This window comes from Leptospira kmetyi serovar Malaysia str. Bejo-Iso9, assembly GCF_000243735.2.
Lineage (GTDB): Bacteria > Spirochaetota > Leptospiria > Leptospirales > Leptospiraceae > Leptospira > Leptospira kmetyi.
In genome coordinates this window covers 276,162-290,000 of sequence record NZ_AHMP02000003.1, presented here as the reverse complement: position 1 = coordinate 290,000, position 13,839 = coordinate 276,162, and the positions used below count along the sequence as shown (strand labels likewise).

The 13,839-nt window shown below is 47.5% G+C and carries 15 protein-coding genes; 5 read left to right on the top strand and 10 right to left on the bottom strand.

The features are described from left to right. Nucleotides 1–228: 228 nt before the first annotated feature. Genes fliI through LEP1GSC052_RS03755 form a run of 5 tightly spaced genes read left to right on the top strand, consistent with a single transcriptional unit; the run spans nt 229 to nt 3,384 of the window. On the top strand, nt 229–1,593 hold the full coding sequence (gene fliI / locus LEP1GSC052_RS03770) for a flagellar protein export ATPase FliI (protein ID WP_010574497.1): 1,365 nt from the start codon (nt 229–231) through the stop codon (nt 1,591–1,593). A 3-nt stretch (nt 1,594–1,596) separates the two neighbouring features. Continuing rightward, complete coding sequence (gene fliJ, locus LEP1GSC052_RS03765) at nt 1,597–2,169, top strand: flagellar export protein FliJ (protein WP_010574496.1); 573 nt, start codon at nt 1,597–1,599, stop codon at nt 2,167–2,169. A 4-nt stretch (nt 2,170–2,173) separates the two neighbouring features. Next, complete coding sequence (locus tag LEP1GSC052_RS21395; RefSeq protein ID WP_020986826.1) at nt 2,174–2,326, top strand: hypothetical protein; 153 nt, start codon at nt 2,174–2,176, stop codon at nt 2,324–2,326. Between the two features lies 1 nt (nt 2,327). Next, nucleotides 2,328–2,975: a periplasmic-type flagellar collar protein FlbB gene (locus LEP1GSC052_RS03760; protein WP_010574495.1), complete on the top strand. Its 648-nt coding sequence runs from the start codon at nt 2,328–2,330 to the stop codon at nt 2,973–2,975. 16 nt (nt 2,976–2,991) lie between these two features. Further along, nucleotides 2,992–3,384, top strand: a complete 393-nt coding sequence (locus tag LEP1GSC052_RS03755; protein WP_010574494.1) for a TOBE domain-containing protein — start codon at nt 2,992–2,994, stop codon at nt 3,382–3,384. A gap of 163 nt (nt 3,385–3,547) precedes the next feature. Here the strand turns inward: LEP1GSC052_RS03755 and LEP1GSC052_RS20850 are convergent, their stop codons facing one another. The 10 genes from LEP1GSC052_RS20850 to flhA all read right to left on the bottom strand — a co-directional run bounded on the left by LEP1GSC052_RS20850 (nt 3,548) and on the right by flhA (nt 13,834). Next, entirely contained in the window at nt 3,548–4,129 is a 582-nt protein-coding gene (locus LEP1GSC052_RS20850; RefSeq protein ID WP_084492192.1) for a guanylate kinase, read from the bottom strand. Next, complete coding sequence (locus LEP1GSC052_RS03745; protein WP_004458206.1) at nt 4,126–4,407, bottom strand: DUF370 domain-containing protein; 282 nt, start codon at nt 4,405–4,407, stop codon at nt 4,126–4,128. Before LEP1GSC052_RS03745 ends, LEP1GSC052_RS20850 begins: the two co-directional genes overlap by 4 nt. Then, entirely contained in the window at nt 4,407–5,546 is a 1,140-nt protein-coding gene (locus tag LEP1GSC052_RS03740) for a hypothetical protein (RefSeq protein WP_020985899.1), read from the bottom strand. Before LEP1GSC052_RS03740 ends, LEP1GSC052_RS03745 begins: the two co-directional genes overlap by 1 nt. Before the next feature lie 45 nt (nt 5,547–5,591). After that, nucleotides 5,592–5,951: a hypothetical protein gene (locus tag LEP1GSC052_RS03735; protein WP_010574491.1), complete on the bottom strand. Its 360-nt coding sequence runs from the start codon at nt 5,949–5,951 to the stop codon at nt 5,592–5,594. A gap of 8 nt (nt 5,952–5,959) precedes the next feature. Beyond that, nucleotides 5,960–7,945, bottom strand: a complete 1,986-nt coding sequence (locus LEP1GSC052_RS03730; RefSeq protein ID WP_010574490.1) for a FapA family protein — start codon at nt 7,943–7,945, stop codon at nt 5,960–5,962. A gap of 32 nt (nt 7,946–7,977) precedes the next feature. Continuing rightward, on the bottom strand, nt 7,978–8,778 hold the full coding sequence (whiG, locus tag LEP1GSC052_RS03725; protein WP_010574489.1) for an RNA polymerase sigma factor WhiG: 801 nt from the start codon (nt 8,776–8,778) through the stop codon (nt 7,978–7,980). A gap of 156 nt (nt 8,779–8,934) precedes the next feature. Beyond that, complete coding sequence (locus tag LEP1GSC052_RS03720; RefSeq protein ID WP_010574488.1) at nt 8,935–9,414, bottom strand: hypothetical protein; 480 nt, start codon at nt 9,412–9,414, stop codon at nt 8,935–8,937. Between the two features lie 3 nt (nt 9,415–9,417). After that, nucleotides 9,418–10,329, bottom strand: a complete 912-nt coding sequence (locus tag LEP1GSC052_RS03715) for a MinD/ParA family protein (protein WP_010574487.1) — start codon at nt 10,327–10,329, stop codon at nt 9,418–9,420. Between the two features lie 28 nt (nt 10,330–10,357). Further along, nucleotides 10,358–11,659, bottom strand: coding sequence for a flagellar biosynthesis GTPase FlhF (gene flhF / locus LEP1GSC052_RS03710; RefSeq protein WP_010574486.1), 1,302 nt, complete (start codon nt 11,657–11,659; stop codon nt 10,358–10,360). A gap of 51 nt (nt 11,660–11,710) precedes the next feature. Continuing rightward, on the bottom strand, nt 11,711–13,834 hold the full coding sequence (gene flhA / locus LEP1GSC052_RS03705; protein WP_010574485.1) for a flagellar biosynthesis protein FlhA: 2,124 nt from the start codon (nt 13,832–13,834) through the stop codon (nt 11,711–11,713). Between the last annotated feature and the right edge of the window lie 5 nt (nt 13,835–13,839).

The following is a 13,839-nucleotide window of genomic DNA, read 5'->3' as shown; positions in this document are numbered from 1 at the left end:
CTTCTTATCGATCTCCCGGGAAAACCGGGAGGTCTTTTCTTTTTTGTAAGAGTTCCCACAGTGTGGAGGATCAAGTCCGCACGATCCGCAGGAGTTCCCACACCGATCGTGAAATCGGAAATTGCAGTAGTTCCTACATTTCCCAAAGCGACATAATTCTTTTATTTTCGCATAGATACTTGACTTTCCCGCAAATTCTGGATACCAAGAGATAATTCCGGCAGTTCTATGATCGAAAAGAAATTTCACGAGAAAGTGGACGTGATGTCCAAATACTTCCTGATTATGGATCGAACCGAAACGATCCGAAAATCGGGAAAGGTCATTCGAGTTTCCGGAAACGTAATCTATTCCGAAGGCCCCCCCGATTCTAAAATCGGCGAACTCATGGACGTTCAAAAAAGCGGAAAAGAAGGTTATCTCCAATGTGAGATCGTGGGCTTTGAAGGACACGTTTATACGCTCATGCCCCTCGGTCCCGTGGAAGGAATTTATCCCGAAGCCTTCGTATTCTCCTCGGGACGTAAACTCGCGATCCCCGTCGGAAAAGAATTGCTCGGTCGGGTCTTAAACGGGGTCGGAAGACCGATCGACAAAAAAGGTCATATCATCACAAAGGAAGAACGCCCGCCCGACAACGAGGTTCCCAATCCTCTAGATCGTCCGATCATCCGGGACATTCTCATGACGGGGGTTCGGGCCATCGACGGAATTCTCACCATAGGAAGAGGACAACGCGTCGGAATTTTTTCCGGCTCGGGCGTCGGTAAATCCAGTTTGCTCGGAATGATCGCGCGTTATACCGACGCGGACGTAAACGTGATTGCGCTCGTAGGTGAACGCGGACGAGAAGTAAACGAATTCATAGAACTCGACCTCGGTAAAGAAGGACTTCAAAAATCCATCGTTCTCGCGGCGACCTCGGACGCACCTAAGATGGAACAGGTCAACTGCGCCCTACTCGCCACTTCCATTGCGGAATACTTTCGCGATCAAGGCAAACACGTGAATCTTATGATGGATTCTTTGACTCGTTTTGCACAGGCCAACCGGGAAATCTCCGCGTCCAATCACGAACCTCCGATCACGAGAGGATTCAGTTCTTCCGTTTTTTCTAAATTGGCAAAACTTGTGGAACGTTCCGGAACCTCCAAGTCCGGCGGAACGATCACCGGTTTTTATACGGTTCTTACCGAAGCGGACGAGATGGAAGATCCGATCGCGGACGCGGTACGAGGTTATATCGACGGGCATATCATTCTCAGCAGAAAACTCGCGGAAAGAAATCATTATCCCGCGGTCGACGTTCCCGCTTCTTTGTCCAGGGTTATGGCGAGAATCGCACCCGAAGATCAAAACCTAAGAGCGGGAATGATCCGAGAACTCATCAGCGTGTATAATTCCGCGGAAGAATTGATCCGCTTAAACGCGTATGTTTCCGGTTCCGATCCGAGAGTGGATCTTGCGATCCGTAAGAAGGATAAGATCGATCGTTATCTGAAACAAAAGATTCAGGAACGCAGTACGTATTCTCAAGCGTTAAAAGGATTGAAGGACGTTTTAGACGACGAACAGGAAGAAGAGGAATTCTAAACCTTGAAACGTTTTCAATTCAATCTCGAACCCGTTTTGAATCTTCGTAAGAAGAAGGAAGACGAAAAATTAAAAGAATTCTCCCTCGTCGCGGGCGAAATCAATCAGATTCGAAATTCCATTCTGGAAAATGAAAGACAAATCGATTTACTCACGGGAGAATCCGCTTCTCTTCACGGCGCTTCTTTGAGAGATTATCAACTTCATCAAGGTTATATCCGTTCTCTCATCACTCAAAACGAAAATCTGGAATCGGATATCGAAAACAGAAAACCGGAACTCGACGCGAAAAGAGCGGAGTTGATTCTCGCTCAAAAAGACCGCAAGATTCTGGAGATTCTCAAAGAGAATCAGTACAAAACATACAGAAAGTTATACTTCAAAAAAGAAAAGTTCGAACTCGAAGAACATTACAACCAGCTAAAATCCATCCAATGGAGAGAAATTCATGAATCTTCCGAACCTGAACCGGCTCCGAGAGTCTTTACATACGATACGGGATCAAGCGTTGAATCCGCAAACGACGACTCAGGGGCCTCAGAGCTTAAAAAACTCTACGATCGATTCAAAAAGTGAATCCTTGTTTCAGAAAATTCTGAACGTCGCGACCGGAAATTCTCCGCAAAACGCGGATTCTATCGTAAGCCTCCAGAGAAAAATCACCGATTTTCAAGAAAAGGCCGAGCAGTTGGAAAATAAGATCAATAGAAATCGGATCGATCTAAAGGTTTAATATGGCATCGTTAAGCGACAAGGCAAGAGCAACGTATCTCGTTCTACTCATTCTATTCTTATTGGGAATCGGTTTTTTCGTTTTCGATTATTTCCAAATCATCAACGCGGCCGAAATTTTTCCGTTTCTTCGCAAGGAACCGGCGCTCGTAAATCAGGACAACGAATCTCCCACGGAACTTCAAAAGTTGGAGTTCACGAAAGCTCAGGAAAGATTCGCGGAAGAATTGGACGAGCTTGAAAAAAGAAAGTCCGAACTTTTGACGGAAAAGGGTCGTCTCGAAGCCGAAATGGAAAAACTCGAGGAAATGCGTAAGGGTTTGATCGCGAAAGAAAAGGAAATGAAGTCTTCCGACGCGGAAAAAAACAGCCGACAAAAGCTGGTTAAAGTTCTTGCGGACAAGGTCGGAAACATGCCCCCGGACTCGGCGGTAGGAATGCTCGTAAACTGGCCGGATGGAGACATCATTGACGTTTTTATTCAGATGGACAAGGACGCGGAAGACGACGGTAGACCTACGATCACGACTTATCTTTTGACGCTTTTCCCTGCGGATCGACGCGCGATGATTACGAACAAATGGCTGAGCAGATCCGGCGGAATCAAAACCCCGGGAATTCCCGACGACGCGGTCGAAGCCAACCCTTAATTCGGAGTAGAATATTATGAAATTTGAATTTAGATCTTTTGCAATTTTAATCGCCTTATTGTCGTTCGGTGTTTCTTCCGTGTCCGCCAAGAAAAAAACGAATTCGGCTCCTCCGAAAGTAAGCGGTTACGAACTCGTTTCCAATCCTTCGGCCGCTTTCGGCAAGACGATTCAAATCTCTGGGACCGTTTCGGAAATTCTTTACAAGGGAAATTCGATCCGCTTCGTCGTTTATTTTTCCGGAAAACCGGTGGCCCTCGATTCGGATTCTCCTTCGTTGATTTCGAACGTTCAAGTCGGAAGCAATGTTTCCGTTTGCGGATTTTATTTAAAGGACCGAGAATTGAAGGCGAACGGAGTTCCGACCACGATGCCTTTTATTTTGGTGGATTCTCCGGATTGTAGATAAGGGAGAATTGTCGGAGTTCCAACAATTCGGTGAACGAAAATCGCGCTTGCAAAAAGTAGAATTTTCTGATATGGAAAATTCGTCCGTTTCTTCCCACTACCTCACCCCCCACCCAAATCAGGGCGGGGGCAATTTGTTCTACGAAAGAATTTTGTAGGAACTCCTACGATTCTTTTCCCTTCGATGTCGAACCGCCCAAAATAATAGCTTCCAACTCTTCGAGAGCTTTTTCCAAACGATCGTTTACGATTTTATAATCGAACTCGTTCTGACGTTCGAGTTCGGCCTTTCCGTTTCGGATTCTTTTGAGAATATTCTCCTCCGAATCGGTTCCCCTTCCCCGAAGACGTCTTTCCCATTCTTCTTCGCTCGGAGGAAGGATAAAAATCGTCACGATCTTACCGGGAAGTTTTTCTTTGATGATCTTAGCGCCTTGAACGTCTATGTCCATGATCACGGATGAACCTTTTGCAAAGGCCTCTTCGATAAACTTCAAAGGAGTTCCGTAGTATTGATCGTGAACCAAGGCCCATTCCAAAAACGCGGAATCGGAAATTCCCTTTTCGAATTCCTCTTTGGAAAGAAAAAAATACGTTACGCCCTCTTTGTCCCCCGGACGAGGCGCGCGGGTCGTGCACGAAATCGAAAAAAGAATCTCGGGATGTTTTTCCCTAAGTTTTTGAATGAGTGTGGACTTCCCTCCTCCTGCAACGGAGGAAAGAACGAAAAGTTTGGGAGAATTCAGTCTAAGTCTTCCTCTTCGGAAGCGATCGAGTTGTCGCTGGATTCGATTCTTTTGGTGAGTGATTCCACTCTTAAGTTGGAAAGAATGAGATGATTGCTGTCGGTCACGATGATCGAACGCGTCTTTTTACCCTGAGTCGCGTCGATCAAACTGTTGTTGCTCTTAGCCTCGTTGCGGATTCTTTTGGCCGAAGCGGAATCCGAATGGATGATGCTAACGATCTTAGAAACCAGAACGATATTCCCGAATCCTACGTTCAATACGCTAAACTGGGACATCAGAGCCTCCTATTTCTGTCCAACCTGAATCTTTCGATGATGTCGACTTCACCCAAGGCAAGGTCGAGAACTTCCGAAATTTCTTCATGAGTATATTTTCTTTTTAAAAGGAAAACAACTTTCTCGATTTTTGTCGAATCTTCTCCGATCTCCAGAAGCGCGGCTTCGGCGGAAATTCTCGCGGAATCCGGTTTAGGGGGTTCGTAACCGTTTACGTTGTCCTGGAGAATTCTTCCGAAATCCGCGTCCTTCGACTTCAGATTGTCCTTAAAAACGGGTGTTCCGCCTAACGTGGAGCCGAAAACCGGTTCGGGTGCGAACGGATCCTCGTCCAAGGAAATATCCAAAGTGGAATTTCTCGTTCCCGGAAAAAAATCGTTTCCGGAAGTCGCGTCGTCTTCGTCCCGAACCGCTTTGATTTCCTGGATTCCGAAAAACTTGCGAACACCCTTGCCGATCGTTTCCAAAACCAGATTGGAAGTGGAACCCTGACTCGTCTGCGTTTGGTTCGGATTGCGCGATTGTGTTTGTGCCGCGCTCGGATTTTGGGTTTTCGGCTTTTGACCCGATGCGGTAGTTTTTGGTTTTTGAATATAAGAATTCTCTGATGAAGAAACGCGCGTGTTCTTCGGGGCGGCGGTTTCGTTCGAAAAAGCGTTCGCGGTCAACGGATTTTGAAGCGGAGTCGATTGTGCGGCGGAACGGACTTCTCCTTCTTCTCGAAAGAGATCCAAATTCTCCTTATAGATATGACCGATTCCTTGTTGAACCGATCCCGGAATTTTACCGTAAGAAGAATCTTGAAGCCGACTCGGAGCCTGCGTTTCCACGTTTCCGATCTCGGAAGCCGGTGAATCGATTTTTATCTTCCCGAGAATATCGGGGGTCGTAGCCTGTTCGATTCTTTTGACGAGTTCTTCCACTTTGGCCGTCATTTCCTTGAAGGTAAGAATTCTCGAACCGATCAGATCGACCTGTCTCAGAGATTCCGTTTCCAACTCGTCCACGAAATCCCGGATTTCTTCGTTGATCTTTCCCAGCATATGAGTGCGAATTCTTTCCGTTACTTTCGAAGTGATCGTATAGTATAAAACCACGGAAATAACCGCGTTGATCGCTAAAACTGCAAATAACTCCATACCTTTTCCTCCGGGCCGTCTCCAACAACATTCCTTCGGATAAGATTAAGCGAAGAATTCGATTCTACCCCGATTGGCGGGCGCGTTAGACGTCTTTTGACCCAGTGCGGAATAAGTCACGGACTCGGTCCTGCCTTCCACGGCCGGTTTGTATGTTTTTAACCGGTCCTTGATCTGGTCGATTTTTTGATTTCGGGCCGAAGCCATTCTTTCCCTGGATTCCGGAGAAAGAGAAAAAACGTCCGTATACAATTCCACCGCATACTTGCGCGTATCGTTGTATTCTTTGACCATCCGAGCGGTTTCGGAGATCATATGAGGCATGGTGAAAGGATTTTCCACCTGTTGCTTCCGAATTAGATCGGGAGCTTGACCGTAACCTAAAAAAGTATCGCTCAGCCTCATCCTATGGTTTAATTACCACGGTTTCGTTTTTTTCTCCAGTCTTTTTTGTCCGGTTCGGGATCCTCGTAGGGAACTTGGCGAATCATTCCGTTCTCTTCCACGAAGGTCTTGTTCTTGATTTCGTTCCGAGTTTTGTAGTCCGAGTTTCGGATCTTCATCGTTACGCCCCCGTAGAGAACCTTTTCGATGCTGATCTTCCCGTGAGAAGACTTTTCTTCCATGTAGTTTTTGAGATTGTTGATTTCGGTTTCGAATTCCTTGATCCGGGAATCCAGTTTTTCAACCGCCTTCTGCATCTTGATAAGCTGATTCTCGTGATCTTCCGTAAACGAAGCCGGATCGGATTCTTTTCTGGCCTGAAGCGTCTTGAGACTTTTAAAAACCTGTTCGTGTTTGGTCTGACTCTCGTGCATCTTCGCTTCGTAGTCCGCGATCTGCTTGAGAACCTTCGGATCGATCCCGACCACGAGTTCGGTCGCGGGGTTTGCGGAAGAACCGATGCTCCTTGCGCCGATCAGTTCGGACGCACGCACCGTTCCGCCCACGATCTGACCGCGTTTTCCGTTGCAGAGAATTTTACCGCCCGCGCTTACGAAAGAATGGAGAATACCTTCCTGAACGAGAACGTCTTTTTCCGTAATCACGGTCGCGCTCTGGATAAACTTGGCGATCACGTTTCCGCCGGTGGATTCGATATGAGCTTCTTCCCTTCCGGAAATTCCCTGACGAATGATGATGTCTCCGTCGGCTTCCACTCTCGCCTTTTGAACCGTTCCGTAGATTTCGATGTTTCCCGCGGCTTTGACCGAGTAGTTGTCTTCCACGTTACCCGTAATCACGATCGAACCGAGAAAGGTCACGTTCCCGGTTTTGATACCGACGTCACCGTTGACGCGATATACGGTTTCCACGGAAAGTCTTCCCGTCGCAAACACGACCTGACCGTTGACTTCGGCGGTGAGTTTGCTTCTGTCTTCGGAAAGAATGGTTCCCTTTCCCTGTTTCAAATCCGTATCGATTCCGTCTTTGGCGGGAAGAAGTTCGTTAAAAAGAGTACGACCGTATTTTCCTTTTTCCGCGGGAATTTTTTCCGCGAGCAACTGACCGACCACTACGTTCTCGATCAGATCCAAATCCTTGAAATCCACTCTTCCGGTTTCGTCTTCCCGGAAAGAAACGTTCTTGGAAGTACGAACGTGATAGATGATCTGCGCGTTTTTCCCGTTGATCGGATAATCCCCTTCCGCCGCGAGAAAGGGTTGGTTGTAGAACTCGTCTTCGAGTTTTCTTTGGATCTCTTCCTCTTTGAATCCGTATTTGACTCCGGCGTTTTTGAGATGATTGACGATATCTCTTACGTCCAAATCTCTTCCGCCCGGTCTTGGGGGAAGAATGGTGACTTTGGCCTTCATCTTATCCGAGGTAATGTCGAGAATGAGTTTTGCCTCCATACCCGGTCTCGGTTTTTGTTCCGAGATGAGAATGGGTTCTCCCTTTGCGTCCTTTACGATTTTGCGGACGAGTTTGTCGTCTTCACCGGAGATTCCTCGAAGAACGAGTTTTTTGGAAACCTCGTCCATTTCCACGGGATGACCTTCGCCTAACGGCGGAAAGACGGTGAGATAAACTCCGTTCCGGAGAATTTGAACGAGACTTCTTCCGTTTTTGTCCTTGGGTTGAATGAAATCTTTGAGGTCCTTGGAAACGAGTTTGCCCGAACCGCCGGTAAGTTTTTGATCGAGTTCGGTGAGTTCGTCGAGAAAGTTATCTTCGGGGAGAATGGAAACTCGGATATGCCAAGGTTCGTGACCGAAAAGTTTTTTCTTTCCGCGTTTTAAAACTACGTAGTCCAGTTCGTGGATCTGTTTTTTGAGATGTTTGGCGGCGAGACGGAGGGAATTCTCCAGAGTGTCTCCGTACACTTCGACCTGTTCTTTCTGGATTCGATCCAGTTCCCGGCCTTGGTCTTCTAAGAATGGTATTAGGGAACCCATATTCTCCGTCCTAGTAGTAAATCAATGAATGCTTACTTGCGAGAAATGACGGACTTTACTTTACCGAGTTTACTTCTCAGTCTGGAAACCGCTCTCGTGTGGAGTTGTGAAATTCTGGATTCTGTTACTTCCAAAACTTCTCCGATTTCCTTTAACGTTAGATCTTCATAATAATATAATACGATTACTTTCTTTTCCTTTTCGGGAAGGGTTTTGATCGCTTCTACGATCACGTTTTTGATCTCTTCCTTCTCGATGATCGTGTCCGGGTTCATGTTCATCGGAGATTCGAGAGTTTCCATAAAGGACACTTCGTCGTTTTCGTCTCCGAGAAACCAGATGTCGTTTAACGATACGAGAGAGGTTCCGCTGATTTTGGTAAGAAGAGAATTGTACTCTTCCATGGAGATTCCGAGTTCTTTCGCGATCGCGTCGTCGTCGACTTGCTGGCCTTCTTTGTTTTCCAGCATTCCGATAATCTGTTCGAGTTGTTTCGCCTTTTGACGGATCGATCTTGGAATCCAGTCGATCGAGCGAAGTTCGTCGAAGATACTTCCTCGGATCCGAGTCATCGCGTAGGTTTTGAATTTAATCAGTCTTTCCGGATCGAATTTTTCGATCGCGTCTAACAAACCGAAAACTCCGTACGATACGAGATCGTCGAATTCCACATTTTGAGGCATTCCGATCGCGATTCTACCGGCGACGTGTTTGACTAACGGAGAATATTTCTCCACAAGGTAGGATCGGATGTCCTGATCTTTGGTATCCCGATAGGATTTCCATAGTTCCGTCTCATCCTGCTGGTTATATTTCTCATATTTTTTGGACATAAGCTCGGATCTGGAAAAACCTTGACCTTCATTCTAAAGTGTCGAGCTTCTCAGAAAATTGCAATAGCATTTTTTGGGGCAAAAACAGGGAAATCAAGCAGTTTTTTGTCTCATTAACTTTCTAGAGCTAAACGGAAAGAATTTGGAAAGAAATTCTTACTTTTCGCCCATGTCGTCGCGAGCCAACATAGTGCGGATCGCTTCCGCCATGAGTTTGGGTTCGTTTTTGATCGCTATATTTTCGACCATGATGTGATCCCCAAAGTTTCCGCTTTTCTGTCGTTTCGGAGTGGCCGAAGCGAAGACTTCCGAGTTGGAAGGACCGTCCCCCGAAGAGAATTCCGTATCGCTTGCATGACTTGTATAGTCGTGTCCGCCACCCGCACCCGCTCCGTCCGCATCGGACGCGGCCGGAACATATTCTCCCGCGGCGTTGGCTAAGAAATCCAAAAACTCGGGAACCTTCATTTCCAAAATCGCGTGCACTCCGAATCCGAGAACGGCAAAGGCAACGACGGATAGAACCGTGACGAGAAGGATATGACCTATGGAATTACCGGTGACGAATCCGCAGATCGGACTCAATACCAACGCGATAACGGCAAAAACGCCGATGAATGCGACCTGAAGGTTCAAGGTTTATTCTTCGTCGCTCTGATCGAGCTCTTTGTCCCGGACGTCCATAAAGTTGAAAAACTTTTTGAAGAACCCGCTGATACCGGCGTCTTCCAAGGGTTCCATTTCCTGATTTAAAAGAGAATACGTTATGCGATTCAGACAGGCCGCCGCCTTACTTTTGGGAGAATTGATGATATACGGTTTTTGTTCCCGGATACTCTTTTCCACTTCCTCGTCTTGAAAGATAAAACCTAGATTTTCCACCTTTACTTCGAGGAACTGACCGCTGATGTCGATGACTCGGTCCGCGACCTTCTTCCCTTCGATCGCGCTTCGAACCCGGTTCACGACCATCTTGAGATTCTTATCTCTGCTTTGGGAAACGATCGCCTTGATGAGTCCGTACGAATCGGTGATCGCGGTCGGCTCCGGCGTGGTGATGACGATGACGTCGTCCGCAGGAAGGGTCAAACCGATCACGTTGGAGCTGATTCCGGCTCCGGTATCGATGATCATAATATCATAATTGTCTAATTCGGAAAAACCCTTGATGAGGGAATTTCTCTGCGTGTCGTTTAGGTTGGCAAGCTGAGAATATCCCGAGGCTCCGGCGATGATGTCCACGCCTTCCGGGGTTTGGATGATGATGTCTTTGAGGCTTTTATGGCCCTTCACGACGTGATAGAGATTGTATTTGGGAATGATCCCGAGAATGACGTTTACGTTGGCGAGCCCCAAGTCCCCGTCGAACACGAGGACTTTTTGACCAGCGCGGGCCATAGATATGGCGAGGTTCACGGAGATGGTACTCTTTCCAACTCCTCCCTTCCCGGACGCGATCGCGATGATCTTTGTCGTGGGCTTTCTGGATGACAGAACTTTTAGACTCGTGTTCCCCTCGGTGAGTTTCCGTAAATGAGTCGCCTGGTCCATTCTTTACCTCTTCAAAAGCCGATAGGAATCAGCCACCTGCGACGGTGAAAACCTCTCCTCTCAGCTCTGCAATTTTCTCCGGAGTCACCACACATTCGGCCATCAGGTTTTTATCAGCAGGAAGAATATCGAAAGGAACCTCCTGACCCACGCTGTAGTATGTGAAACTCTTAGAGTATGTATCGGCCAGTTCGAGAAAACCACCTAAAAAATCTGCCTCGTCGAGTTTCGTGAGGAGAATTCTTCGGTAATTTAAAGACTCATAGGCTTTCAATACCGTACTTGTATGATGGTAGGAAGAAGTGGCGGAAAGGACAAGAAGATTTTCCACCGAGTCTTTTTCTCCGAAACAAGACAATAGAGAATTCATTCTTTCGAGTTGTTCGAGATTGCGATGACTGTAACCCGCGGTGTCGATGAGGATCAGTTCCGACCCGTCTCGGGCCAGAGTTTCCTTGAATTTTTTTATGTCTTTAACCGGATAAAACGGCATTCCCATTGTGTCTGCGTAACGTTTGAGTTGTTCGATCGCCGCGATTCTATAGTTATCTGTCGTATAAAGCGACACGGATCTTCCCATATGTAGGAAGTACTTCGCCGCAAGTTTCGCGACGCTTGTCGTTTTACCGGAACCCGTAGGCCCTACAAGAAAGACAACCTTCCTCTGATTTTTTCCCGTGCCTCGAAAAAGATCCGAGTCGACGCTCACTCTTTCTTTCAGAATTTCGATCGCCCTTTCGGACACGGCGTGATTGCGACCTTGATCGATCGGGGAAAGTCTTTCCTCGACCTTGGAAAGAATCTCGTCCACATAGGCCTGGCTCATTCCTTCCCGAACCCACTTTTCACCGAGTCGGGTTAACGGAGAATCCTTCCTCCCGCGAACGGGGGAATTTTCCCTGCGGCTCTGAACGCTCTTGTCAAAAAGTTCTTTCTCGAAGGAAAGACCGACTCTTTCGGGCTCGGTCGTGATGTCTTCGATCTCCCAGGAATCTTCCGCGACCGCGGTCGCGGATTCTTTTTCTTCCAAGGTTCTGGAAAGAGGTTTTAAGGTCTGAAGAGTTTTCTTTCTTTCCGGAGCCGCGTAAGACTTTTGTTTTAAAAGATCCTTTAGATCCTGAAGTTTGCGTTCTATCTTTTCTCGGGACGCCTGTTTTTCGGGAATTCCGATCTGGATCTCGATCATCTTCTTTGCAAGAAGACCGGTTCCCATCACACCGCCTTCGGTCACCACGGTTTGCGAAATCACGGTCGCTTCCGATCCGTATTTCATCTTCATTTCCATCAAACAGTCTTGGTAACTTTTACCGCGAATTTTAGCGAATTCCATTTTCAACTCCCTGATCCTGATTTATTAGCAAGATCGAATATTCTAAATAGTTCATGCTTCTTCCCCGACTCCCGCCGCCGCGGTTTGAGCCTGAGGAAGTTTGAGTTCGGCCTCGATCACCGAATCCACGGAAGAATGAATCTCCTCGTACGCCAGAACCCCGAAGTTTCGAGGAGGAAATTCTTTTGCGAGAAGATAAGAGAAAGGCAGACGCACTTCCCGGTTCACGACGAAGATCGGGAACTTTCCTTCCGTTCTAAAATTGCGATAGAGCTCGGCCACGCTGTCGATCAGCCTTCTGTAAAAATCGGGAGCCAAAGAAAGAACGTCCCGGTTTTCGATCCGATCCTGAGTGATCGACTTGTTGAGTCGGTCGAGAATTCTACTTTCCAGAGTGATGACTCGGAGCTTACCGTCCATGGAAAGATAATCCCGAACGACGGTTCTGGAAATCGACTGACGCACAAGCTCGGTTAGAATGTACGGATTCTGATACTTCTGAAGATTGTTCGCGATCGATTCCAAAATCGGAACGAGGTTGCGGATTCCCAAACCTTCTCGCAGAAGATTTTGAAGAACCTGTTGAATGATTCCCAAGTTGCCCGGTTTGTCCGCATCGAGTTCACCGATGAGAGTCGGATAACTCGCCTTGTAATGATCCAGAAGTTTTTTGACTTCTTCCCTTCCGAGTAAGGTGGACGCGTGTGTGGCAAGAAGTTCTTTTAAGTGAGTGACGACTACGGTGGACGCGTCGACGACCGTATAACCTTTCGCTTCCGCTTCCGACTTATCTTCGGAAGAAATCCACTTCGCCTTTTGACCGAAGGAAGGTTCGAGGAAATCCTCTCCTTGAATCGCTTCCGCGGTTCCCGGACTTGTGTTGAGCGCCATGAGCTTATCCGGTTTTACGGTAGAGGCACCGACTTCGGTTCCGTTGATTTTGATCGAATACGTATCCGGATTCAAATCAAGATTATCTAATATTCTTACCGGAGGAATGACGACCCCGTTGTCCTGAGCGAACTTTTTACGCAGGTTGCTGATCTGATCGAGCAGAGCTCCGCCTTGGGAAGCGTCGACTAACGGAATGAGATGATAACCGACTTCGATTTCGATCGGATCGGTTCTGAGTTCTTCGTAGAAGTCCTTCGGCTTGCGGTCTTGACCGGATTCTTTTTCCTTTTTCTCGATCGACTCGAGTTGTTCTTTGACCGTTTGTTCGAGAGAATATCCGAGATAAGCGATCCCCGCGGAAAGAAGAACCAGCGGAATGAAAGGAAGTCCCGGAATGAACGCGGCAAAACCCAAACTTCCCGCGACCACATAGAGAACCTTAGAATTGCTGAAGAGCTGACTTTTGAACTGGGTCGCAAGATCCGATTCGGAACCGGAACGGGTAACGATGATACCGGTCGCAACCGTTGTCAATAACGCGGGAATCTGGGAAACGAGTCCGTCCCCGATCGTGAACTTGCCGTAGGTTTCGATGGCTTGCGTAAAGGATTCTCCCCGAATGGAAGCTCCGATCACAACGCCGCCTAATAGGTTGATGGCGGTGATGATGAGCCCCGCTCGAACGTCCCCTTGTACGAACTTACTCGCTCCATCCATGGAACCGTAAAAGTCGACTTCGGCTTCGATCTTCTTTCTTCTTTTTTTGGCCTCTTCCTCGTTGATGTTTCCGGAAGAAAGTTCCATATCGATCGCCATCTGTTTACCGGGCAACGCGTCCAACGTGAATCGAGCCGCAACTTCCGAGATCCGAGTCGCACCTTTGGTGATCACGAGAATTTGCACCAACACGAGAATGATGAAGATGATAAATCCCACCACATACTTGGAAAGACCGGACTCGCTTCCGATGATAAACGAACCGAACGCGTCGATGACGTGGCTGTTCATCGCCGGACCTTTGGAAAGAATCTGTCTCGTGGTCGAAACGTTGAGCGCGAGTCGATATAACGTAGTGATCAACAATAAACTCGGAAAGATCGAAAAGTCGGCGGGTTCGTTGACCGAAAGCGAGGTCAAAAGAACCAGAAGCCCGATCGCCAAACTCACAATAATCAAAATATCTAATATGAATCCGGGCAAAGGAATGACGAGCATCGCGACGATCGCCACGGCTCCCACTCCCAAAATTACGTCAGACTGATTCCACCACTTCTTTTCCATAGTTT

Bases quoted from the DNA above. Each gene is read 5' to 3' on its own strand.
- fliI (WP_010574497.1), top strand. From the start codon at position 229: ATGATCGAAAAGAAATTTCACGAGAAAGTGGACGTGATGTCCAAATAC.
- LEP1GSC052_RS03760 (WP_010574495.1), top strand. From the start codon at position 2,328: ATGGCATCGTTAAGCGACAAGGCAAGAGCAACGTATCTCGTTCTACTC.
- LEP1GSC052_RS03755 (WP_010574494.1), top strand. From the start codon at position 2,992: ATGAAATTTGAATTTAGATCTTTTGCAATTTTAATCGCCTTATTGTCG.
- LEP1GSC052_RS03745 (WP_004458206.1), bottom strand. From the start codon at position 4,407: ATGTCCCAGTTTAGCGTATTGAACGTAGGATTCGGGAATATCGTTCTG.
- LEP1GSC052_RS03740 (WP_020985899.1), bottom strand. From the start codon at position 5,546: ATGGAGTTATTTGCAGTTTTAGCGATCAACGCGGTTATTTCCGTGGTT.
- LEP1GSC052_RS03735 (WP_010574491.1), bottom strand. From the start codon at position 5,951: ATGAGGCTGAGCGATACTTTTTTAGGTTACGGTCAAGCTCCCGATCTA.
- LEP1GSC052_RS03730 (WP_010574490.1), bottom strand. From the start codon at position 7,945: ATGGGTTCCCTAATACCATTCTTAGAAGACCAAGGCCGGGAACTGGAT.
- whiG (WP_010574489.1), bottom strand. From the start codon at position 8,778: ATGTCCAAAAAATATGAGAAATATAACCAGCAGGATGAGACGGAACTA.
- LEP1GSC052_RS03715 (WP_010574487.1), bottom strand. From the start codon at position 10,329: ATGGACCAGGCGACTCATTTACGGAAACTCACCGAGGGGAACACGAGT.
- flhF (WP_010574486.1), bottom strand. From the start codon at position 11,659: ATGGAATTCGCTAAAATTCGCGGTAAAAGTTACCAAGACTGTTTGATG.
- flhA (WP_010574485.1), bottom strand. From the start codon at position 13,834: ATGGAAAAGAAGTGGTGGAATCAGTCTGACGTAATTTTGGGAGTGGGA.